This is a genomic window from Mycolicibacterium neoaurum ATCC 25795, assembly GCF_000691525.1.
Classification (GTDB): domain Bacteria; phylum Actinomycetota; class Actinomycetes; order Mycobacteriales; family Mycobacteriaceae; genus Mycobacterium; species Mycobacterium neoaurum.
The window spans coordinates 63,654-84,264 of record NZ_JMDW01000014.1 but is presented as its reverse complement, the minus strand read 5'-3'; the positions used below and the strand labels follow the sequence as shown (position 1 = coordinate 84,264).

Here is a 20,611-nt window from a genome sequence, read left to right as displayed (position 1 = left end):
GTGCCCGACCCGTCGACGGTGGACAGGTCGACGTCGAAGCGGGAGGCGGCCTCCGAGCGGCCCGGCACGATGAAGACATCGTTGTAGGTCAGGTCGTACGGGGGACGGTGGCCGTCGAGGAAACGCATGCCTCCGAGTCTAGTGGGCCCGGTTCCTCCCGCGAGCAGACGCAAAACTGCTCGAAATGGGCCTAAAAGAGCAGTTCTGCGTCTGCTCGTGAGCGGGAGGTGCCCCCCAGCTCGCCGGAAAGGCCCGGAAAGGCCCGGAAAAGGCCCGGAAAAGGCCCGGAAAAGGCCCGGAAAAGGCTAGGCCTCGATCTCGTTGCGTTGACCGCTCCACAGCGTGTGGAACCGCTTGTCCCGGTCGGCGTCGATGCGCCCGTAGGTGTGCGCGCCGAAGAAGTCGCGCAGGCCCTGGGTCAGGGCCGCGGGCAGCCGTTCGGTGCGCAGGCCGTCGTAGTACGACAGCGCCGAGCTGAACCCGGGGATCGGGATGCCCAGCTCGGTGGCCTTGATCACGACACGGCGCCAGCCGTCGATCGCGGCCTCGACGGCGTCGCGGAAGTACGGGTCGACGATCAACGTCGGCAGCTCGGCGTTGTTGTCGAAGGCATCGGTGATCCGGTTGAGGAACTTGGCCCGGATGATGCAGCCGCCGCGCCAGATCCGCGCCATGTCGCCGGGGGTGATATCCCAGTTGTATTCGGCGCTGCCCGCCTGGATCTGGTTGAAGCCCTGCGCATAGGCGATGATCTTCGAGGCGTATAGCGCCTGGCGGATGTCCTCGGTGAATTGCGCGGCATCGGTCGGCTTCTCGCCGAGGTCCCCGGACGCGAGCCCGGTGGTGGCCTTGCGCTGGGCGACCGATCCGGACAGCGCGCGGGCGAAGACGGCCTCGGCGATCCCGGTGACCGGGACGCCCAGGTCGAGCGCTGACTTGACCGTCCAGCGGCCGGTGCCCTTCTGCTCGGCCTCGTCGAGGATCAGGTCGACCAGCGGCTTGCCGGTCTTGGCGTCGACCTGCTTGAGCACCTCGGCGGTGATCTCGATCAGGTAGCTGTCCAGATCGCCCTTGTTCCACTCGGCGAAGACGTCGGCGATATCGGCGGCGGCCAGCCCGAGTCCGTCGCGCAACAGCTGGTAGGCCTCGCCGATGAGCTGCATATCGGAGTATTCGATGCCGTTGTGCACCATCTTGACGAAGTGCCCGGCGCCGTCGGGGCCGATATGGGTGCAGCAGGGGACACCGTCGACGTGCGCGGAGATCTCCTCCAGCAGCGGGCCGAGGGACACATAGGACTCGGCGGGACCACCCGGCATGATGGACGGCCCGTTCAGCGCGCCCTCCTCGCCGCCGGAGATGCCTGCGCCGACGAAGTGCAGGCCGCGCTCGCGGATCGCTTTCTCGCGACGGATCGTATCGGTGTAGAGCGCGTTGCCGCCGTCGATGATGATGTCGCCTGGTTCCATGGCGTCGGCCAGCTCGTTGATGACGGCGTCGGTCGGGTCACCGGCCTTGACCATGATCAGTACCCGGCGCGGCTTCTCCAGCGCGTCGAGGAACTCCGCGATGGTCTCGCTGCGGACGAAGTTGCCCTCGGAGCCGTGCTCGGCCAGCAGCGCGTCGGTCTTGGCGATCGAGCGATTGTGCAGCGCAACGGTGTAGCCGTGCCTGGCGAAGTTGCGCGCGATATTGGATCCCATGACCGCGAGGCCGGTGACCCCGATCTGAGCTTTACCGGTGTTGCCCGAGTTGGTCATGCGAGAGCCTTTCGCGTCGGTGTGCGTCCTTCTCGATCATTCCCTGACCACATCGCGACCGCGGAACCGGGGGATCGCTAGTTGCTGAACAGGCGATGGAGTTCGGTCAGCCAGGGCAATGCCAGCGCGATCGTCGGAACGATCAGGATGGCGGCCGCCGCCGCATACGCGGCCACCGCCAGGGCCAGGCTGTTGCCCTCGCCGCACAGGCGTTGCACCCGGACCACGGTGGTCGGCCCGCCCGCGGCGAGCGCACCGGAGGGGGTGCGTCCGCCTGCGCACGCCACCAGCGCGCGCGCCAGCGGTGTCGGTCCGGCGACCCGGACGGCGGCGTCATCGGCGAGCAGTTCGATCAACAGGCGCACCGCGTCGAGGGCGTTACCGCTGCGGACGAACCGCGGGAACGCACGGTGCACGGCGGTGAACATCTCCAGCACCAGGTCGTGGCGGGCCCGCAGATGGGCACGTTCGTGGGTGAGGATGGCCGAGATCTCGTTCTCCGACAGCGAGGTCAGGGTTCCCTCGCTGACCACCACACGGCTGCGCACACCCGGCAGGCAGTAGGCCATCGGCTGGGCGACGTCGAGGATGCGCAGGCCTGCCGGTCGGCGCGCCGGCGTGCTGATCTGGTCGCGGCACTTGCCGACCAGGTCCACGACCATGCGGTGGTGTGCGCGGCGGCGGCGGGTGGCCACCCCGACCTGGATGACGGCGACGATCAAGCGGGCGCCGATCATCAGCGTCAGCGCGAAGACCACCACGTACAGCGCCCACAGCGGCCAGCCGAGGACTGCGATCTCGCTGGTCAGGGTGGCGGTCGGCCGTCCGTCGGGTCCCGGTACGAACAGCCGGCTGGCGATGGCGATCCCGGCGGAGAAGGCCGAGAGCACGGCGGCCAGTGCGATGGCCTGCCACAGCACGATCGCCGCGCGTGGCGCCCGAAGTGGCCAACTGGCCCGCGCCAACAGCGCGGGTACCGGACCGACGAGCGCCAGCGCAACGACGGAGAAGGCCAGCGCGGACACGCCGTAAGTGTCTCTCAGTCGGTACCGGAATTACCAGTCGGCGTGATGGTGGCGTGCTTGGCCTCCAATTCAGCCAGCGCACGACGCAGCGCGGCAGCCTCACCGGCCCCGACCCGTTCCACGAAATGCACCAGGGCTGCCTCACGACTGCCCGAGTCGGCCGCCTGATCGAGTGCGTCGACCATCAGGCCGGCAACCAGCTCGTCGCGTCCGTGGGTCGGCGCATACCGATGGGCCCGGTCGTCGCGGTGCTGGACGACCAGATTCTTCTTCGCCAGCCGCTGCAGCACCGTCATGATCGTGGTGTAGGCCAGATCGCGGCGTGCGGCCAGCGCCTCGTGGACCTGGCGCACCGTCTGCGGTTCGCGCGAGGTCCAGAGGTGGTCCATCACTTCGCGCTCGAGTTCCCCGAGCCGCGTCAACTTGGCCATGTTCCGTTCACTCCCCTGAGCAATGAAAACAGCGTACTACGCGCTTACTACCGTGCGTCGTATCCAATCACCGGGGTTGCCGCTCCGCATGGCGAAGAAACTTCCCGCGCCGGTCACGGGACGTTTTGCGCGATCCTGTGAGTCCAGTCACACGCTTTGGCCCGTTGGTTGGTCGTGACTATAGTAAGGCTAACCTAACCGATTGAGGAGGTGCCGATGACGGTCGTGGTCGACGATCCGCTGATCGCCCGTATGTCGATTCGGCGGGCTCTGCCGCTGCACGAGTCGAGTCGCCGGCTGCGCGAGCTGTACCCGGAGTGTCCGCGGGTCTACGGCGTGGCGGTGATGGGCGACCTGTCCCGGCGACGCTGGTGGCCGCTGATCGAAATGGTCACGACCGAGCGTCTGCGCCTGATGTTCGATGCGGCCGTCGCGGAGACCGACAGTCGGGTCGCGGTCGCCCAGCAGTTGGCCGCCACGCTCTCGCATGTGGTGATCGGCCGGGTCGTCCCGTTGGTGGCGCTCGAGGGCCGGGCATGGGATGTCGGGCTGGAGAACCTGTGGGTGCACGTGGATTCCGAGGGTGCGATCGACTGGGTCGGCGTCGTCGACCCGACCTTGCGCGCACTTCCCGACGATCCGCACCTGGCGCAGCGCCGCAGTGTCGGCTCGGTGCGTACCCGCCGCGACGGCATCGTGGCGCTGCCGAGTGAGGCGGCGCTGACGACCTGGGTCGCCCATCGCAGTCATCGCGCGCTGTCCCCGCTCTTCGCCAAGCTCCACGAGGTGAGCGACGGTGCCGTCTCCATCGCGTCGATGTGGAACATCGTCGGCGCCGCCGTGGTGGGCGCCTCGACGCAGGTGCCCCTGCTCGCCGGTTCCAGCGAGTTGACGAGCATGAGCCGCGGCCAGGCCATTCTCGACGCGCTGGTGGGCTTCGGCCTGCCGGTGCGCGGCGCGAGCAGATTCTCCACCGGAAAGGCCTTGCTTAATTAGGCAAGCCTTGCCTATGATGATCATGCGAGACTAACGGACCGAGCCGGAGTCCTGAGGGCTGCAGAGACCCCCGGTCCACTCGAAGGAAGGGCCCCACGCGATACGCGTGGGGCCCTTCCGCATTCGGGGGGTGTACTGCCGTGACGACGCCAACGCGCGAAGGTGTAGACACATCAGTCGTGACTTCTTCCTTGCCGCCCGGCCTCGGCGCCGGCTTCGACAGCGAACTGGGACTGCAGTACCTGGAGATGACCCCCGACGGCGGCCGCGCCCAGTTGGTCATCACCGACAAGCTCAAGCAGCCGTGGGGGATCGTGCACGGCGGTGTGTACTGCGCCATCGTCGAGAGCCTCGCCAGTGTGTCCGGACACGTATGGCTGGCCGAGCACGGCGGCGGCACCGTCGTCGGGGTCAACAACAACACCGACTTCCTGCGTGCCATCAAATCCGGCACCGTCACGGCGGCGTCGACGCCCATTCACCGTGGGCGCCGCCAGCAGTTGTGGTTGATCACCATCACCGACGAGGATGACCGCATCGTCGCCCGCGGCCAGGTCCGGCTGCAGAACATCGCCGACTGACCGCAGCGCTGCCGAAACTCCCGCGGCGTGGCAGGATCGCGCACTATGCGTTTGACGCCGCATGAACAGGAACGACTGCTCATCTCCTACGCCGCGGACCTGGCACGCCGCCGGCAGGACCGGGGTCTGAAGCTCAACCACCCGGAGTCCGTCGCGCTGATCACCGACCACATCCTCGAGGGTGCGCGGGACGGCCGCACGGTGGCCGAACTCATGGTCAGCGGTCGTGCGGTGCTCACCCGCGATCAGGTGATGGACGGTATCCCCGAGATGCTGCACGACGTCCAGGTCGAGGCGACCTTCCCCGACGGCACCAAGCTCGTCACCGTCCACCAGCCGATCTCCTGAGGCCGTCGCGATGATTCCCGGTGAGATCCTCTACGGCGATGGTGACATCGAACTCAACCACGGTGCCGAGCGGCTGTCGCTGCCCGTGGTCAACGGCGGGGACCGACCTGTCCAGGTCGGTAGTCATGTGCATCTGGCCCAGGCCAACAGTGCGCTGGAATTCGACAGGTCCGCCGCGCGCGGGTATCGCCTCGACATCCCCGCCGGAACGGCCGTGCGGTTCGAACCCGGTATCGCCCAGACCGTGTCGCTGGTCCCGTTGAGCGGCACACGCGAGGTGCACGGACTGTCACTCGATCCGCCAGGAAGATTGGATCCGTCTCTGTGAGCTCGCTTTCCCGCGAACGGTATGCCGCGCTGTTCGGACCGACCACCGGTGACCGGATCCGCCTTGCCGATACCGATCTGGTCATCGAGATCACCGAGGACCGCAGCGGTGGACCGGGGTTGGCCGGTGACGAGGCAGTCTTCGGCGGTGGCAAGGTGCTGCGCGAATCGATGGGCCAGTCGCGGGTGACCCGGGCGCAGGGCGCTCCGGACACCGTCATCACCGGCGCCGTCATCTTGGATTACTGGGGAATCATCAAGGCCGACATCGGTATCCGTGACGGCCGTATCGTGGCCATCGGCAAGGCAGGCAACCCGGACATCATGTCGGGTGTGCACCCCGACCTGGTGGTCGGACCCTCCACCGAGATCATCGCAGGCAACGGCCGCATCGTGACCGCGGGTGCCATCGACTGCCACGTGCATCTGATCTGTCCGCAGATCATGGCGGAGGCACTCGGCGGCGGTATCACCACGATCGTCGCCGGCGGCACCGGTCCGGCCGAGGGCAGCAAGGCCACCACCGTGACGCCGGGAGCGTGGCATCTGGGCCGCATGTTGGAGGCCCTGGACTCCTGGCCGCTGAACATCGCACTGCTCGGCAAGGGCAATACCGTCAGCGAAGAGGCGATGTGGGAGCAATTGCGCGGCGGTGCGGCGGGATTCAAGCTGCACGAGGACTGGGGGACCACGCCGGCGGCCATCGACGCCTGTCTGACCGTTGCCGATGCTGCCGGCGTGCAGGCCAACATCCACACCGACACCCTCAACGAGATGGCCTTTGTCGAGGACACCTTGGCCGCGATCAAGGGCCGTTCCATCCACGCCTACCACACCGAGGGTGCCGGCGGCGGGCATGCGCCCGACATCATCACGGTTGCCTCGCACCCGAATGTGTTGCCCAGCTCCACCAATCCGACGCGCCCGCACACCGTCAACACCCTCGACGAACACCTCGACATGCTGATGGTGTGCCACCATCTCAATCCGCGAATCCCCGAGGATCTCGCGTTCGCCGAGAGCCGGATCCGGCCGTCGACGATCGCCGCCGAGGACCTGCTGCACGATATCGGCGCGATCTCGATGATCGGTTCGGACGCCCAGGCGATGGGTCGCATCGGTGAGGTGGTGCTGCGCACCTGGCAGACCGCGCACGTGATGAAGAAGCGCAGGGGAGCGCTGGGGGGTGACGGATCCGGCCCTGGGGGAGCCGATAACAACCGGGCCCGCCGGTACGTGGCCAAGTACACGATCTGCCCGGCCGTCGCGCACGGCCTCGACGGTGAGATCGGATCGGTGGAGGTCGGCAAGCTCGCCGACCTGGTGTTGTGGGAGCCGGCCTTCTTCGGCGTACGTCCGCACGCCGTGGTCAAGGGTGGCATGATCGCCTGGGCCGCAATGGGCGACGCCAACGCATCCATCCCGACCCCGCAGCCCGTGTTGCCGCGGCCCATGTTCGGAGCCGATCCGGTCGCCGCCGCCGCCACGTCGGTGCACTTCGTCGCCCCCGCCGCCGTCGAGGACGGGTTGGCCGATCGGCTGGACATCCGGCGAAAGCTGGTGCCTGTCAGGAACGTTCGTCAGGTCGGCAAGGCGCAGATGCCGCTCAACGACGCCATGCCCCGCATCGAGGTCGATCCCGACACGTTCACCGTCCGCATCGACGGTGATGTCTGGACCGAACAACCCGCCACCGAATTGCCGATGGCGCAGCGTTACTTCCTGTTCTGATGCTCGCCCAGGCTCCGCACGAGTTGGCCACGCTGCTCACCCTCGCCGATTCCCGACTGCCCACCGGTGGGCATGTGCACTCCGGTGGCATCGAAGAGGCGATCACCACGGGCCGGGTCAGCGATCTGGGCTCCCTGCGCGCGTATCTGTGCCGCCGGATCCGCACCCAGGGTCTGGTGAGCGCCTCGCTGGCCGTGGCTGTGCACTCCGGTGACCTGTCCGTCGAGCTGGCCGATGCCGAAACCGATGCGCGCACACCGTCGCCGGCCGCCCGCGCGGCCTCGCGGGCCCAGGGCCGCGGACTTCTGCGGCTGGCCAAAAGAGTCTGGACGGAACCGGTGGCAGGCCCGGTACCAGGCTGGGCCGGGCTGGGTGTCAAACCACATCTGCCGGTGGTCGCCGGCGTGGTGGGCAGCACCAGCGGCATCGCCACCGAGCACACCGCGCTGTCGATGGTCTACACGACCATGACGGGGTCGGCGACCGCCGCGCAGCGTCTACTGGCGTTGGATCCCGCCGATGTGGCAGCCATGACCTTCGAGCTGTCCCCGCTGTGCGCGCAGACCGCCGCGCAGGCGCTCGACGGTCCGGCCGAGCTGTCCGACCCGCTGCTCGACGTGCTGGCCGAGCAGCACGCTACGCGCGAACGCCCGCTGTTCTCCTCCTGACCGACCGATACCGAAGGAACGACATGCCACCACATCTGATCGACGGCGAACCCCACGATCACCACCACGACCGGCCGAAGCGGGTCCGGCGGCCGGGCGAGCCGCTGCGCATCGGGATCGGCGGGCCGGTCGGGTCGGGTAAGACCGCGTTGACCGCCGCGCTGTGTCGGCAGCTGCGCGACGAGCTCTCGCTGGCCGTGCTCACGAACGACATCTACACCACCGAGGATGCCGACTTCCTGCGCCGTCATGCCGTGCTGCCCGACGAGCGCATCACCGCCGTGCAGACCGGCGGTTGCCCGCACACCGCGATCCGCGACGACATCACCGCCAACCTCGACGCGATCGACGATTTGATCGCCGCAAACCCGCGGCTCGATCTGATCCTCGTCGAATCCGGCGGCGACAATCTGACCGCCACATTCTCTTCCGGTCTGATCGACGTCCAGATCTTCGTCATCGACGTCGCGGGCGGGGACAAGGTGCCGCGCAAGGGCGGCCCGGGGGTGACCTTCTCGGATCTGTTGGTGATCAACAAGACCGACCTGGCACCGATGGTGGGCGCGGATCTGGACGTCATGCGCCGGGATTCGACGACCGTGCGCGGGGATCGGCCCTTCGTGCTCATCTCGTTGACAGAGGATCCCACCGCGGCCCCGGTGCTGGCGTGGGTCCGCAAGCAACTCCAGGTGCCGGTGTCGGGCTGACATCGTGCGTTCCGATGTCCTGTTGGTGGCGCGGCCCGGTCGTGGCACACATATCGAATGCACCGGCGGCATCACCGCCCGGCGCACCGGCGCCGAGACAGTGCACCTGCTCTCGGCCGCGGCCACACCGCTGGGCGGTGACGTCATCACGGTTCGGATCATCGTGGAACCGGGAGCACGGTTGGCGGTCCGTTCGGTGGCCGCCAGCGTCGTGCTGCCGGGCGCCGCGACCTGCGAGTCGCACAGCACGTGGGACGCGGAGGTGCACGGAGAGCTCGACTTCGACCCGGAGCCGACCGTGATCGCGGGCAAATCGCGGCATTCGGCGGCCACCCGGGTTCGGGTGGCCGCCGATGCGCGAATCCGGGTGCGCGAACGGATCCAGATCGGCAGGCACGGTGAACGCGACGGGTACTGGACGGGGTCGATGCGCGCTGATGTCGACGGCGCGCCGTTGCTGCGACACCGCGTCGAGTTGGGCACCGCGTCGGTCAACGATGATCAGATCGCCGCCCCGCGCGCCTGCGTCAGCGAATTACGCTATCCAGAAGCGTCTTTCGCAGGCGCCGGGACGGTGCTCAGCCTCGCCGCCGGCGGGGCGTTGTCGACCTGGCAGGGCTTGCGGCTCGACGAGACGCCGGCCTGAGCCAAGCGATCGGTTCAGCGCTTTCCGCGGAACATCGGCGCACCCTCGAAGGGGTTCCAGCTGGTGCTCCCGCGGGTGACGTGCAGGAAGTAGGCCCAGTTCGCCGTGCTGGAGTAGAGCACGCCGATCGCGGCACCGTACGCCGCCGACGAGAAACTGAAGTTCAGCACGATCTCGATCACGCTGATCACCAATGCGAGCACGAACGAAATGCCGAACAGGCTCAATCCTTTTCGCCACGGTCCCTTGATGGCGAAGTAGATCGGTCCGAAGAAGAACGCCGGCCCGTTTGCTCCCAACCGCATCCGCTGGCCGAACGAGAGCTGTTTGAACGCTGCCTGCGCGGCCGGTGTAGAGGCCGGATGCCCGTAGCGCGAGAAGAACTCGAAGCGGCTACGCCACTGCTCGGGAACCTGGAAGCCCGCGGGTCCGGGAGCCGGTGTGCCGTAAGGAATGTCGGGATTATGGGGATACTGGGACGGGAAGCCGCTGTCTGTCACCGCGCAATAGTACCGTTCGCGCACTTCGTCATGTGGCTACGGTCGGTGGATCACGACGTGCGGTCAAATCGGTTCAGCTAGCGGCTTTCTCGCTCTCCTGTACCGAGGCTGCAATCTCCTGCAGTTCCTCGATCCTGATCCTCGCGTAGGCCTGCTGCTCGGTGATGGTCAGCTGACCGCGTTGTCGGCTCAGGAACGTCACCGCCCATGACAGCAACGTCGCGATCTTGGTCTTGAAGCCGACCAGGTAGATCAGGTGTAGTCCGAGCCAGGCGAGCCAGGCGATGAAACCACCGAACTCCAGCTTGCCGACCTTGGCCACCGCGTTCCACTTCGACACCGTGGCCATCGAGCCCTTGTCGAAGTACTTGAACGGCACCCGCGGCTTGGGCTTGGTGCCATGGGCGCGAGCCGCCGCCTCGTTCTTCACGATCGCCGCCACGTACTTCCCGCCCTGGATGGCGCCCTGCGCCATGCCGGGTACGCCGGGCACGAAGGCCATATCGCCGACCACGAACACGTTCGGGTGGCCCGGGATCGAGAGATCCGGGTTGACGACGACGCGGCCGGCGCGATCGATCTCGGTATCGGACTGTGCCGCCAGGTCCTTGCCCAGCGGACTGGCCTGCACGCCCGCCGACCACACCTTGCATGCCGACTCGATGCGACGCAGTGTGCCATCGGAGTCCTTGACGGTGATCCCGTTGCGGTCGACGTCGGTGACCATCGCGTTCAACTGGATCTCGACGCCCATCTTTTCAAGGCGTTCCTTGGCCTTGAGGCCGAGCTTCTCGCCCATCGGAGGCAACACCGCCGGAGCGGCATCCAGCAGGATGACGTGGGCTTCGGTGGGGTCGATGTGGCGGAAGCTGCCCTTGAGCGTCTGATCGGCGAGTTCCTGGATCTGCCCGGCCATCTCGACACCGGTCGGGCCGGCGCCGACCACTACGAACGTCAGCAGCTTCTTGCGCCGCTCTGGATCGCTGGAACGCTCTGCCTGCTCGAAGGCGCCGAGGATGCGTCCTCGTAGCTCCAGTGCGTCATCGATGGTCTTCATGCCCGGCGCCCACTCGGCGAAATGGTCATTGCCGAAGTAGGACTGACCCGCACCAGCCGCCAGGATAAGGGTGTCGTAGGGGGTGCTGTAGGTGTGCCCGAGCAGCACCGACTCCACGGTCTGCTTCTCCAGGTTGACATGGGTGACATCGCCGAGAAGCACCTGGGCGTTGCGCTGCTTGCGCAAGATGAGCCGCGTCGGCGGAGCGATCTCGCCCTCGGAAATGATGCCGGTCGCCACCTGGTAGAGCAGTGGCTGGAACAGGTGATGGGTGGTCCGCGCGATCAACTTGATGTCGACGTCGGTGCGTTTGAGCGCCTGCGCGGCATTCAACCCACCGAAACCCGATCCGATGATGACGACCTTGTGCCGATCCGATGCCGTAGCTCCGGGATGGCTCATCTCTGCTCCTAGCGAAGTGCTTTGTCAGTACAACCCCAGGGTAGTCGGTGGCCATCCCACCAGCGCGGTGAGATGGCACACCGGACCGAGAATTCATCCACCCGGGGCCGGGCGTGCCAGGAAGCCTTACCCCGAAATCAGCGGTTTCAGCGCCTCGGCGACCCCGGTGATCCCTCCGGGAACGTATCCGCCCATCGTCGCCGGGCTCAGGATCACCCCGTCGACCCCGACGTCGTAGACCTTCTCCTTGAGCTGTTCGGCGATCTGCTCGGGGCTGCCGAACACGGCCTGCTGCTTGAAATCGTCCGGGATCATCTCGGCGGTGAACTGTTCACCGATCAGCGCCACGACCAACATGCTGGTCTCCAGCGTGCCCGGGTCGCGGTCGATCTCCTCGCACTTGGCCCGAACGACTTCGAGCTTGCGGGTCAGCTCGTCGAAGCCGGCGATGATGTTGAGGTGGTCGAAGTGTCGTGCGGCCAGCGGGATGGTCTTCTTCTCGCCGCTGCCGCCGATCATGAGCGGAATGTGGTCTCGGAAACGGGGATTGGCGAACGCTTCGTTGGTGCGGTAGTAGGTGCCGTCGACGGTGACCCGCTCGCCCTTGAGCATCGGGATGATGATGCTCAGCGCTTCGTCGAGCTTCTTGAATCGATCGGTGAAGGTGCCGAATTCGAAACCGAGGCTGTCGTGTTCGAGTTCGAACCAGCCCGTGCCGATACCGAGGATGGCGCGGCCCTGGCTGATCACGTCCAGGGTGGTGATCTCTTTGGCCAGCACCGTCGGATTGCGATAGGTGTTGCCGGTGACCAGTGTGCCCAGCTGGACCCGTTCGGTGGCCGTCGCGAGAGCGCCGAGGGTGGTGTATGCCTCCAGCATCGGTTCTTCGGGGGCGCCGAGACCGGGGAGTTGGTAGAAGTGGTCCATCACGAAGACCGAGTCGAAACCGGCCTCCTCGGCTTCCCGGGCCTGCGCGATCACCGTCGGGAAGAGCTCGGAAACACCCGTGCCGTAGGAGAAGTTGGGGATCTGGAGTCCAAGTCGAATCGCCATGGACCCACCAAACCACAGCGAACCGGAGTGGTCACCCCGTTTCAGCTTGGGGTGAACGCGGAATATTTCAGCCGAATTGTGCCGACGCGCCCTGGCTCACGTGCAGCGTCTCGCCGGTGATGTGACGGGCGGCCGGCGTGGTGAGGAAAAGTGCAAGGCGGGTGATCTCGGCCGCCGTCGAACCCGCGGCGGGGTCGGCGCCCGGGTAGCCGGCTTCAGCGCTGCGGCCTGCGGCGATCGTGTTGATGGTGATGCCGCGGATTCCGAAATGGGAAGCCTGGCCGGCGGTCCAGTTCGAGACCGCGGCTTTGATTGCGGCGTCGGCACTACCCTCGGCGGGATTCTCGGGAACGATGTTGAGGATCGATCCACCGGAGCTCAGTTGATCACCGAGGACGGTCACGGTCAGCACCGCTGACAGGACGGTGGTGTCCAGTGCATGCCGCCAGGTGGCGGCGCGCTCGGCCAGCGAATGCGTCCGGGGATCGCCGGCATCCCAGCGGGGCGCGGGGACGTTGACGATGCCGTCCAGGTGCTGGGGGAGCGTCCCGCGCGCGGCCTCGAGGCTGGCCGGGTCGATGTTGTCCAGGACGATGAAGTCGACGTCGAGTTCCTTGGCAGCAACTTCGAGTTCGGCGCGCCGCGCGCCGGCGATGAGGACATCGTGGCCGGCTTCGCGGAAACCGCCGGCGATCTGGCGGCCGAGGTCGGTGTCGCCACCGGTGAGCAACACGTGCATCGAACCCTCCTTGGATCAGCGCTGAGTCAGCGGATACCGGCGATGTTACTGGACGGTAGCTAGGACGTGAAATCTGACGCGCCCGCCCGAGGGTGCTGCGGTAACGCCGGCGCATGCGCGCGCGAAACATCGATGAGACCCGCCGAACGTGCGTTGAGCACGGTTGGTGTGCCCCACGCTGACCGGGCGTTGCCGGCAACCTGGGTAGGGTCTATCTGCGTCGTGTTTTGGCAACGCCAGCTATCTTTCGGCAAAACACTATCAGAGCAACTCACACTTGCGTCACGGCTGTAACACGGTATTTTCTTCTCCATGGATCAGTCGGACGTGAATTCCTCACACCGCAGGCGCCGCGCCGCATTGTTGGCGGCTGCCGCCGCCGGTGCGACAGCGGCTGCGCTGACGCTGCCGGTGGCGGTGTCGCATGCCGAGCCCGTTCCGGCTCCGCCTCCTCCTGTTCCTGCTGACCCGGCACCGGCACCGGCACCGGGTGCTCCGGTGCCCGCCCCGGCCCCGGCTTCGCCAGCCCCCCTTCCTCCCGGCGTGCCGCCACCACCGGCCGATCCGAACGCGCCGCCGGTGGATCCGAACGCCCCGCCGCCACCCCCCGCGCCCGAGCCGGGCCGCGTCGACAATGCGGCGGGCGGTTTCAGCTATGTCGTGCCCGAGGGCTGGAAGGTCGCCGACGCCACACAGCTGTCCTACGGCCAGGCGCTGTTGACCAAGATTCCGCCGGCAGGCACGGAACAGCCGGCCAACGACACCAGCGTGCTGCTCGGCAGGCTCGACCTGAAGCTCTTCGCCGGTTCGGAGGCCGACAACGCCAAGGCCGCAACCCGGTTGGCCTCGGATATGGGCGAGTTCTTCATGCCGTTCCCCGGGACCCGACTCGGCCAGGAAAGTACCCCGCTGACCGCAGGCGATCTCGCCGGGTCCGCGTCCTACTACGAGGTCAAGTTCACCGATACCAACAAGCCCAACGGCCAGATCTGGTCCGGAGTGGTCGGTGCGCCGGTGGCTGCGGGCACCCGTGGGCAGCGTGCTCCCGAGCGTTGGTTCGTCGTGTGGCTGGGCACGGCCAACAACCCGGTCGACAAGGCCGCTGCCGTGAATCTCGCGCAGTCGATCCGGCCATGGTCGCCGCCCCCGCCTCCGCCGCCGCCGGACCCCAACGCGCCTCCGCCACCGCCGGATCCGAACGCCCCTCCGCCGGACCCGAATGCACCGCCGCCGCGCCCCGCGGTGGGTGTCCCGGTCCCGGTGGACCCGAACTCCGCGCCCGGGATGCTGCCGCCCGCCTGATCCCGACGGACTCTGGCACGATCGTGCCCATTTTGGGGGCGTGATCGTCACCTGACGGGGGTACACCGGAGGACAGCCCGGCCGGAAGCGGCCGGGCGTCCCATCCAAGGGAGCCCATCCGGGCTGCCCGATCCGGGTATCTAGGCAGGAGTGTGGATATGGACATGCTGGCGGCAACGGAAGTTCTGGCCCGCTCGACCACCCAGACGAGCGTGGGGTGGATCGGCTACATCATCATCGGCGCGATTGCAGGCTGGATCGCCGGAAAGATCGTCAAGGGCACCGGATCCGGGATCCTGATGAACATCGTCATCGGCATCGTCGGCGCCCTCATCGGTGGCTTCCTGCTCAGCTTCTTCCTCGACACCGCCGGGGGCGGATGGTGGTTCACACTGTTCACCGCGGTGCTGGGCTCGGTGATCCTGCTGTGGATCGTCGGACTCGTCACCAGGAAGTCGTAACCGTTCAGGCGCGCGCTGTGAGCACCCGAGGTGCGCCATCGGTGACGGCGATGGTGTGTTCGCTGTGTGCGGTACGGGAACCGTCGGCGGACCGAATGGTCCAACCGTCCGGGTCATAGACGATCCGGTCGGTGCCGGCGGCGAGCCACGGTTCCAGCGCCAGGGTCAGGCCCGGCCGCAGCTTCAGGCCGCGGCCGGCTCGGCCGACGTTGGGCACGTGGGGGTCCTCGTGCATGGTTCGGCCCAACCCGTGCCCGCCGAAGTCGGTGTTCACCCGGTAGCCGTAGTCGGCTGCGACGTTCCCGATGGCCGCGGAGATGTCGCCGAGTCGGTTCCCCGGTTGCGCCTGGGCGATACCGGCGGCGAGTGCGCGTTCGGTGGCCTCGATGAGTCTCAGATCCTCGGCCCTCGGGGTGCCGACGATGACGCTGCGGGCCGAGTCGGCCACCCAACCGTCGATCGACACGGCAATGTCCATCGTCAGGAGGTCGCCGTCGGCAAGGGTGTAGTCGTGCGGTAGGCCGTGCAGGACCGCGTCGTTGACCGACAGGCAGATGACATTGCGGAACGGTCCGCGGCCGAACGACGGCGCGTAATCCCAGTAGCAGGATTGCGCGCCGCGTTCGTCGATGAGGTCTCGGGCGCGTTTTTCGAGGTCGAGGAGATTGGTCCCGGGCCGGGCGCGGTCGGCGAGATCATCGAGAAGGGCGGCGATGAACGCTCCGGTGACTCCCATCGCGTCGACTTCCTGCGTTGTCTTCAGTTCCACCATGTTCTCGGTTCCTCACCGTGATCGTCGAAGCCGGTATGAAAATACCGGCTCGTGCTTACGGTAGTCGACACTGTCGGTATTTTCATACCGGGCGCGTTAGGCTGGCCGCATGGTGCGACTTCCGTTGACCGCCGAACAGCTCGCCGCCGGTAAACGCATCGGCGAGCAACTCCGCCAGGCCCGCGGTGAACGCACGCTGGCCGAGGTGGCCTCGTCGGCCGGGATATCACCGGAGACACTGCGCAAGATCGAGACGGGGCGACTGGCGACCCCGGCATTCACCACCGTTGCCGCGCTGGCGCGGGTGCTGCCGGTGTCGCTGGACGAGCTGGCCGACAGCTGCCTGTTTCCGGTCGACCTGGAGCACGCGGGCTGACCCTGTTCAGGTGGAGGCGTGCCACACCAGCGCCGCCGCCAACGCACCCATGCCGTTGAGTGACCAGTGCAGCGCGATCGGTGCGATGAGGCTGCCGCTGCGGCGCCGCAACCAGGTGAACACGAAACCCGCGGCGCCGGTGACGATCACGGCGCCGACGATGCCCGCCACCATGCCGAACACGCCGCCGCCGAGGATGCGGGTGAAACCGACATTCCCACTGGTCAGCCCGAACGAGCTGGCGATATGCCAGAGGCCGAACAACAGCGATCCGGCCGCGGCGACGCCACGGAAACCCCAGGCGCGGTCCAACGCCCCGTGTAGGACCCCGCGGAAGGCGAGCTCCTCGGGGATGACGGTCTGCAGCGGGATGATCACCATCGATGCGACGAGAGCGCCGGACAATGTGGCGTAGTGGTTGTTCAGGAACATCGGCCGCGTCCACGGCAGTGCGACGCCGATCGCGATGACGGCCAGGACGAGGCCGACGGCGGCCAGTGCGTAGCCGGCACCCGAGCGCCACTGCTCGCGGCCGAGACCCAATTCAGACCAGCCCAACCCGCGCGAGCGCACCAGGATCACCAGGCCGACGGCGGCGGCGGGGACGATCGCGATATTTGCCCATGGGGTGGTGAAATGGGCGATGAGGTTGGTGGCCACCAGTACGGCAACGACGATCCCCACGTCGATGTACACCCGGAAACGCTGCAACGGAGAAAGCTGCCCAACCAGCGGGTGGGCAGGCGAATCGATCGGTGAAACCACCGCGTCGGCGTCAGACATCGCTTGTCAGTGTACGTGCCGGTGTTGTCTACCTAAGTTAGCGAACTGACACGCTATGGTGTCGGTCGTGCGGAAGAAGATCTTGTGACGGCGGGGCAGGTGCTGCTCGACGGAGTCCGCGTTGTCGATGCCGCCGGAGCCGGCGGGTCGGCGGTCACCCGACTGCTCGCCGATCTGGGCGCCGACGTGATCAAGATCGAGGTGCCCGCCGCTCACGGTGGCAGGGCGGCATCGCCACTGGTGGGATCGCTCAGCATCTCGCACACGCTGGACAATGCCAACAAGCGGTGCCTGGCACTGGATCCCACCGACGACATCGATCGACGCCGGTTCCACGAGCTGGTCGGCGGTGCCGACATCCTGGTGGCCGACGGTGATCTCGCTGCCGCTTTCGGCGCCGGCGCCGCGGAACTCGCCGATCGCCATCAGGATCTCGTGGCCATGACGATCACCGACTTCGGTGCCGATGGGCCCTACCGGAACTGGCGCGGTACCGACGCGGTCTTCTACGCGATGTCGACGGCACTGTCGCGCTCCGGACCCCCCACCGGCACCCCGGTCCTTCCGCCGGTGGGAATCGCCTCGGCGACCGCCGCGGCGCAGGCGGCCTGGGCGGTGCTGGCCGCCTACTATCACCGCCTGCGGCACGGCGGGGGAGAGCACATCGACTTCTCCCGGTTCGAGGCGGTGGTCCAAGCCCTCGATCCGCCCTTCGGCTCCCAGGGACAGGCAGCGGCAGGACTCAAACGTTCCGGCGGATGGCGTGGACGCCCCCGCAACCAGCAGATCTACCCGACGTTCCGGTGCCGTGACGGTTATGTCCGTATCTGCCTGCTGTCGCCGCGGCAGTGGCGCGGGATGCGGGCCTGGCTCGGTGAGCCCGCAGAGTTCGCCGATCCCAAATTCGACTCGATCGCCGCCCGGTTCGCTGCCACCGACCAACTCAACGCGCTGATCGGGGCACTGTTCGCCGAGCAGACGATGGCCGAACTGGTGAAGCACGGGCAATCGCGCGGCGTGCCGATCGCTGCGGTGCAGACGCCGGCCGAGGCGCTGGCCTCCGATCATCTCCGCACCGTCGGAGCCTTGGCATCGCTGCCGGTGGACGCCGAGGCTTCGGTGACCGTGCCGGTGGGGCCCTTCGTCGTCGACGGGCATCGTCGCGGGCTGAGGCGGCCGGCCGTGCACGACGCCGCGGCGCAGTGGCTGGGTGCGCCCAACGCGCTGGGACGCCCGCAGAAGCAGGGTGTGCGACCGTTCGACGGTCTGCGCATCCTGGACCTCGGCGTCATCGTCGCCGGTGGTGAACTGGGGCGGCTGTTTGCCGATCTCGGTGCGCGCGTGGTGAAGGTGGAGAGCGCCGCCTATCCCGACGGGCTGCGCCAGACCGCCCCGGGGCAGGCCATGAGTGCATCCTGGGCGCTGACCCACCGCAATGAACTGAGCTTCGGTGTCGATCTGCGCAGTACCGAAGGCGCGGAGATCTTCGCCAAGTTGGTCGGTCGGACCGATCTGGTGTTCGCCAACTTCAAACCGGGAACCCTTGCCGGGCTCGGCTTCTCATTCGAGAAGCTCCGGCAGATCAACCCGCGGCTGGTGCTGGCGGAAAGCAGCGCGTTCGGCGACACGGGACCATGGAGTGCCCAGATGGGCTATGGGCCGCTGGTGCGGGCCACCACCGGCGTCACCCGGCTATGGCGGGCACCCGGGGGGCGCGGGGACAGTTCTGCAGAGTTCTCCTCTACACAATTCTTCGATGCGACCACGGTCTTTCCCGATCACGTCGCCGCCAGGATCACCGCGATCGCCACCCTCGCCGCGCTGATCGGCCGCGAACGCACCGGAACCGGTGCGCATGTGCACATCTCGCAGGCCGAGGTGGCGATCAACCAGCTCGCGGTGGCCTACGTCGCAGAGGCGGCCGCCCAGTCCGGGCTGGAACTCACCGAGGATCCGGCCGTCCACGCGGTGTGCCCCTGTGCCGGCGACGACGAGTGGTGCGTCATCTCGGTGCGCGATCAGGCCGATCGCGACACGCTGGCCGCCCTCATCGGCATCGACCTGCCCGTCGGGGTTGCCGCGCTGACGGCCATCCTCGGCGCGTACACCAGTGGGCGTGACAAGCACGAGCTCACCGAGCAGCTGCAGCAGGCCGGCATCCCCGCCGGCCCGATGAACCGTCCCGCCGATGTCCTCGACGATGTGCAGCTGCAATTCCGATCGCTCTACGCGGATCTGGAACATCCGCTGTTCGACGAACCCATGCCCAGCGAGACCGGGCCCGCCCCGTACCGCCGGATCCCACGGGGTGAACTGCGCCCGGCACCGACTGCGGGGGAGCACACCCGCGATATCGCGCACCGGGCGTTAGGACTGGACATCTCCGATATCGACCGATTGATCGCCGAGGGTGTTCTCTTCGAGACCGCATCATCTGCCGCTACCCCCACCGACCAGAGGACCGCGACATGAGCACCGCAACCATCTTCATCGACGGTGAGTTCCGTCCGGCGTCGCAGTCGACCCCGGTCATCGAGGCTGCCACCGAGCAGCAGATCGGGTTGGGTTCGGCGGCAACCGAACCCGAGGTCGATGCCGCGGTGACCGCGGCGCGCTCCGCGCTGACCGGATGGCGGCAGACCCCGGCAGCCGAACGCGCGGCGACCCTACGGCGCTTCGCCGACATTCTGCAGCAGCGCGGCCCCGAAACGCACACGCTGTGCTCGCGCGAGAACGGGATGCCCATCCGGTTGTCCAAGGGCGCCAACGGCCTGTACCCCGCGCTGCTGTTGCGCTATTACGCCGATCTCGTCGAACACGGCGCCGACGAGGAGACCCGCACCGCCGCCATCGGACACACCATCGTGCGTCGCGAGCCGGTCGGGGTGGTCGCGGCGATCACACCGTGGAACTATCCGCAGGCCCTCGCCGCGATGAAGATCGCGCCGGCGCTGGCCGCCGGCTGCACCATGGTGCTCAAGGCCGCACCCGAAACGGCCTTGGACGCATTGGTGTTCGCCGAGGCGGCACACGAGGCGGGGTTGCCCGCAGGCGTGCTCAACGTGCTGGCCGGTGGGCCGCAGGCCGGAGCGCATCTGGTGTCGCACCCCGGGGTGGACAAGGTCGCCTTCACCGGTTCGACCGCGGCCGGGCGGAGCATCGCCGAGACCTGTGGCCGGCTGCTGCGCCCGGTCACCCTCGAACTGGGCGGCAAGTCGGCGGCCATCATCCTCGACGACGCCGACCTGGACGCCACCGTCAAGGGGCTGCGCTCGGCCTCGTTCGTGAACAACGGTCAGACCTGTCACCTGAGTTCGCGGATCCTGGCCCCACGCTCGCGTTACGGCGAGGTGGTCGACGCCGTCGCCGCCCTGGCCGACGGACTGGTGGTCGGTGACCCGCTGCAGAAGTCCACCGATATCGGGCCGCTGGTCAGCAAGCGTCAGCAGCAGCGGGTGCTGGAGTACATCGAGGTGGGCCGGTCCGAGGCCAAACTGGTTGCCGGCGGCTCGGTTCCGGCCGATCAACCGCAGGGCTGGTTCGTGGCCCCGACGGTGTTCGCCGATGTCGACAACTCGGCGCGCATCGCCCAGGAGGAGATCTTCGGTCCGGTGCTCACGGTGATCCCGTACGGCTCGGATCAGGAGGCGGTCGATATCGCCAACGACAGTGAGTTCGGCCTCGGCGGCACGGTGTGGTCCCAGGACGTCGAGCGTGCCACCGATATCGCGCGCGCCGTGCACACCGGCACCATCGGCGTCAACGAGTATCAGCTCGACGTGAACGCACCCTTCGGCGGTGTCAAGGCCAGCGGGCTGGGCCGCGAGCTCGGACCCGAGGGGCTGGCCGCCTATCAGGTACTCAAGTCGATCTACCGCGTCGGCCCCGCCTGATCTCCCAACCCGGAACCCGGCGAGCGTGCGTGTCTGCACCCCGACACGCTGCT

At 67.5% G+C, this 20,611-nt stretch carries 23 protein-coding genes; 13 read left to right on the top strand and 10 right to left on the bottom strand.

All coding sequences use genetic code 11. The annotated features are described in order from the left end of the window. From IC40_RS28335 to IC40_RS0120780, 4 genes are all read right to left on the bottom strand, one after another. Positions 1 to 128 (bottom strand): hypothetical protein (locus tag IC40_RS28335; RefSeq protein ID WP_240478689.1); only part of this gene is annotated, 128 nt, incomplete at its 3' end. A 177-nt stretch (positions 129 to 305) separates the two neighbouring features. Beyond that, positions 306 to 1,760 (bottom strand): NADP-dependent phosphogluconate dehydrogenase, encoded by a 1,455-nt coding sequence (gene gndA, locus IC40_RS0120790; RefSeq protein WP_030136607.1) that lies wholly within the window; start codon positions 1,758 to 1,760, stop codon positions 306 to 308. Positions 1,761 to 1,837: 77 nt separating this feature from the next. Beyond that, a complete protein-coding gene (locus IC40_RS0120785; protein WP_030136606.1) occupies positions 1,838 to 2,785 on the bottom strand; it encodes a M56 family metallopeptidase in 948 nt (315 codons plus the stop codon). Positions 2,786 to 2,799: 14 nt separating this feature from the next. Continuing rightward, the gene (locus IC40_RS0120780; protein WP_030136605.1) at positions 2,800 to 3,216 is read right to left on the bottom strand and encodes a BlaI/MecI/CopY family transcriptional regulator; all 417 of its coding nucleotides are present in this window, start codon (positions 3,214 to 3,216) and stop codon (positions 2,800 to 2,802) included. Between the two features lie 216 nt (positions 3,217 to 3,432). On the opposite strand from IC40_RS0120780, the gene IC40_RS0120775 reads away from it, so the two are divergent. The 8 genes from IC40_RS0120775 to IC40_RS0120740 all read left to right on the top strand — a co-directional run bounded on the left by IC40_RS0120775 (position 3,433) and on the right by IC40_RS0120740 (position 9,220). Then, positions 3,433 to 4,212, top strand: coding sequence for a hypothetical protein (locus IC40_RS0120775; protein WP_030136604.1), 780 nt, complete (start codon positions 3,433 to 3,435; stop codon positions 4,210 to 4,212). Between the two features lie 179 nt (positions 4,213 to 4,391). Continuing rightward, positions 4,392 to 4,793 (top strand): PaaI family thioesterase, encoded by a 402-nt coding sequence (locus tag IC40_RS0120770; RefSeq protein WP_030136603.1) that lies wholly within the window; start codon positions 4,392 to 4,394, stop codon positions 4,791 to 4,793. Positions 4,794 to 4,838: 45 nt separating this feature from the next. Then, positions 4,839 to 5,141, top strand: coding sequence for an urease subunit gamma (locus IC40_RS0120765; protein WP_030136602.1), 303 nt, complete (start codon positions 4,839 to 4,841; stop codon positions 5,139 to 5,141). Positions 5,142 to 5,151: 10 nt separating this feature from the next. Continuing rightward, the gene (locus tag IC40_RS0120760) at positions 5,152 to 5,469 is read left to right on the top strand and encodes an urease subunit beta (protein ID WP_030136601.1); all 318 of its coding nucleotides are present in this window, start codon (positions 5,152 to 5,154) and stop codon (positions 5,467 to 5,469) included. Continuing rightward, positions 5,466 to 7,199 (top strand): urease subunit alpha, encoded by a 1,734-nt coding sequence (locus IC40_RS0120755; RefSeq protein WP_030136600.1) that lies wholly within the window; start codon positions 5,466 to 5,468, stop codon positions 7,197 to 7,199. Before IC40_RS0120760 ends, IC40_RS0120755 begins: the two co-directional genes overlap by 4 nt. Then, entirely contained in the window at positions 7,199 to 7,867 is a 669-nt protein-coding gene (locus tag IC40_RS0120750) for an urease accessory protein UreF (protein WP_030136599.1), read from the top strand. The genes IC40_RS0120755 and IC40_RS0120750 overlap by 1 nt, the downstream gene beginning before the upstream one ends. A gap of 23 nt (positions 7,868 to 7,890) precedes the next feature. Then, the gene (gene ureG, locus IC40_RS0120745; protein ID WP_030136598.1) at positions 7,891 to 8,574 is read left to right on the top strand and encodes an urease accessory protein UreG; all 684 of its coding nucleotides are present in this window, start codon (positions 7,891 to 7,893) and stop codon (positions 8,572 to 8,574) included. Positions 8,575 to 8,578: 4 nt separating this feature from the next. Continuing rightward, a complete protein-coding gene (locus tag IC40_RS0120740) occupies positions 8,579 to 9,220 on the top strand; it encodes an urease accessory protein UreD (RefSeq protein WP_030136597.1) in 642 nt (213 codons plus the stop codon). Positions 9,221 to 9,234: 14 nt separating this feature from the next. On the opposite strand, the gene IC40_RS0120735 is transcribed toward IC40_RS0120740, so the two are convergent. From IC40_RS0120735 to IC40_RS0120720, 4 genes are all read right to left on the bottom strand, one after another. Further along, complete coding sequence (locus IC40_RS0120735) at positions 9,235 to 9,720, bottom strand: DUF2628 domain-containing protein (protein ID WP_234411596.1); 486 nt, start codon at positions 9,718 to 9,720, stop codon at positions 9,235 to 9,237. 73 nt (positions 9,721 to 9,793) lie between these two features. Further along, positions 9,794 to 11,179, bottom strand: coding sequence for a type II NADH:quinone oxidoreductase Ndh (locus IC40_RS0120730; RefSeq protein WP_030136595.1), 1,386 nt, complete (start codon positions 11,177 to 11,179; stop codon positions 9,794 to 9,796). A gap of 126 nt (positions 11,180 to 11,305) precedes the next feature. Continuing rightward, positions 11,306 to 12,232, bottom strand: coding sequence for an LLM class F420-dependent oxidoreductase (locus IC40_RS0120725; RefSeq protein ID WP_030136594.1), 927 nt, complete (start codon positions 12,230 to 12,232; stop codon positions 11,306 to 11,308). Positions 12,233 to 12,299: 67 nt separating this feature from the next. Further along, entirely contained in the window at positions 12,300 to 12,971 is a 672-nt protein-coding gene (locus tag IC40_RS0120720) for an SDR family oxidoreductase (protein ID WP_030136593.1), read from the bottom strand. A 312-nt stretch (positions 12,972 to 13,283) separates the two neighbouring features. Between IC40_RS0120720 and IC40_RS0120715 the strand changes: the two genes are divergently transcribed. Both IC40_RS0120715 and IC40_RS0120710 read left to right on the top strand, forming a co-directional pair. Then, complete coding sequence (locus IC40_RS0120715) at positions 13,284 to 14,273, top strand: APA family fibronectin-binding glycoprotein (RefSeq protein ID WP_030136592.1); 990 nt, start codon at positions 13,284 to 13,286, stop codon at positions 14,271 to 14,273. A 158-nt stretch (positions 14,274 to 14,431) separates the two neighbouring features. After that, positions 14,432 to 14,734 carry a GlsB/YeaQ/YmgE family stress response membrane protein gene (locus tag IC40_RS0120710; protein ID WP_030136591.1) on the top strand — a complete coding sequence of 101 codons (303 nt, stop codon included), beginning with the start codon at positions 14,432 to 14,434 and terminating at the stop codon, positions 14,732 to 14,734. A gap of 4 nt (positions 14,735 to 14,738) precedes the next feature. On the opposite strand, the gene map is transcribed toward IC40_RS0120710, so the two are convergent. Further along, positions 14,739 to 15,506, bottom strand: a complete 768-nt coding sequence (gene map / locus IC40_RS0120705) for a type I methionyl aminopeptidase (RefSeq protein WP_030136590.1) — start codon at positions 15,504 to 15,506, stop codon at positions 14,739 to 14,741. Between the two features lie 109 nt (positions 15,507 to 15,615). Between map and IC40_RS0120700 the strand changes: the two genes are divergently transcribed. Further along, entirely contained in the window at positions 15,616 to 15,882 is a 267-nt protein-coding gene (locus tag IC40_RS0120700) for a helix-turn-helix domain-containing protein (protein ID WP_030136589.1), read from the top strand. Positions 15,883 to 15,888: 6 nt separating this feature from the next. Here IC40_RS0120700 and IC40_RS0120695 read toward each other — a convergent pair whose 3' ends face one another. Continuing rightward, positions 15,889 to 16,665, bottom strand: coding sequence for a CPBP family intramembrane glutamic endopeptidase (locus IC40_RS0120695; protein ID WP_030136588.1), 777 nt, complete (start codon positions 16,663 to 16,665; stop codon positions 15,889 to 15,891). A gap of 84 nt (positions 16,666 to 16,749) precedes the next feature. On the opposite strand from IC40_RS0120695, the gene IC40_RS0120690 reads away from it, so the two are divergent. Then, entirely contained in the window at positions 16,750 to 19,137 is a 2,388-nt protein-coding gene (locus IC40_RS0120690; protein WP_030136587.1) for a CaiB/BaiF CoA-transferase family protein, read from the top strand. Beyond that, on the top strand, positions 19,134 to 20,558 hold the full coding sequence (locus tag IC40_RS0120685; RefSeq protein WP_030136586.1) for an aldehyde dehydrogenase: 1,425 nt from the start codon (positions 19,134 to 19,136) through the stop codon (positions 20,556 to 20,558). Before IC40_RS0120690 ends, IC40_RS0120685 begins: the two co-directional genes overlap by 4 nt. The last annotated feature ends 53 nt before the right edge of the window (positions 20,559 to 20,611 follow it).

Coding starts and splice junctions, on each gene's coding strand:
- gndA (WP_030136607.1), bottom strand. CDS start 1,760: ATGACCAACTCGGGCAACACCGGTAAAGCTCAGATCGGGGTCACCGGC.
- IC40_RS0120780 (WP_030136605.1), bottom strand. CDS start 3,216: ATGGCCAAGTTGACGCGGCTCGGGGAACTCGAGCGCGAAGTGATGGAC.
- IC40_RS0120775 (WP_030136604.1), top strand. CDS start 3,433: ATGACGGTCGTGGTCGACGATCCGCTGATCGCCCGTATGTCGATTCGG.
- IC40_RS0120765 (WP_030136602.1), top strand. CDS start 4,839: ATGCGTTTGACGCCGCATGAACAGGAACGACTGCTCATCTCCTACGCC.
- IC40_RS0120760 (WP_030136601.1), top strand. CDS start 5,152: ATGATTCCCGGTGAGATCCTCTACGGCGATGGTGACATCGAACTCAAC.
- IC40_RS0120750 (WP_030136599.1), top strand. CDS start 7,199: ATGCTCGCCCAGGCTCCGCACGAGTTGGCCACGCTGCTCACCCTCGCC.
- ureG (WP_030136598.1), top strand. CDS start 7,891: ATGCCACCACATCTGATCGACGGCGAACCCCACGATCACCACCACGAC.
- IC40_RS0120730 (WP_030136595.1), bottom strand. CDS start 11,179: ATGAGCCATCCCGGAGCTACGGCATCGGATCGGCACAAGGTCGTCATC.
- IC40_RS0120725 (WP_030136594.1), bottom strand. CDS start 12,232: ATGGCGATTCGACTTGGACTCCAGATCCCCAACTTCTCCTACGGCACG.
- IC40_RS0120720 (WP_030136593.1), bottom strand. CDS start 12,971: ATGCACGTGTTGCTCACCGGTGGCGACACCGACCTCGGCCGCCAGATC.
- IC40_RS0120715 (WP_030136592.1), top strand. CDS start 13,284: ATGGATCAGTCGGACGTGAATTCCTCACACCGCAGGCGCCGCGCCGCA.
- IC40_RS0120710 (WP_030136591.1), top strand. CDS start 14,432: ATGGACATGCTGGCGGCAACGGAAGTTCTGGCCCGCTCGACCACCCAG.
- map (WP_030136590.1), bottom strand. CDS start 15,506: ATGGTGGAACTGAAGACAACGCAGGAAGTCGACGCGATGGGAGTCACC.
- IC40_RS0120700 (WP_030136589.1), top strand. CDS start 15,616: ATGGTGCGACTTCCGTTGACCGCCGAACAGCTCGCCGCCGGTAAACGC.
- IC40_RS0120695 (WP_030136588.1), bottom strand. CDS start 16,665: ATGTCTGACGCCGACGCGGTGGTTTCACCGATCGATTCGCCTGCCCAC.
- IC40_RS0120685 (WP_030136586.1), top strand. CDS start 19,134: ATGAGCACCGCAACCATCTTCATCGACGGTGAGTTCCGTCCGGCGTCG.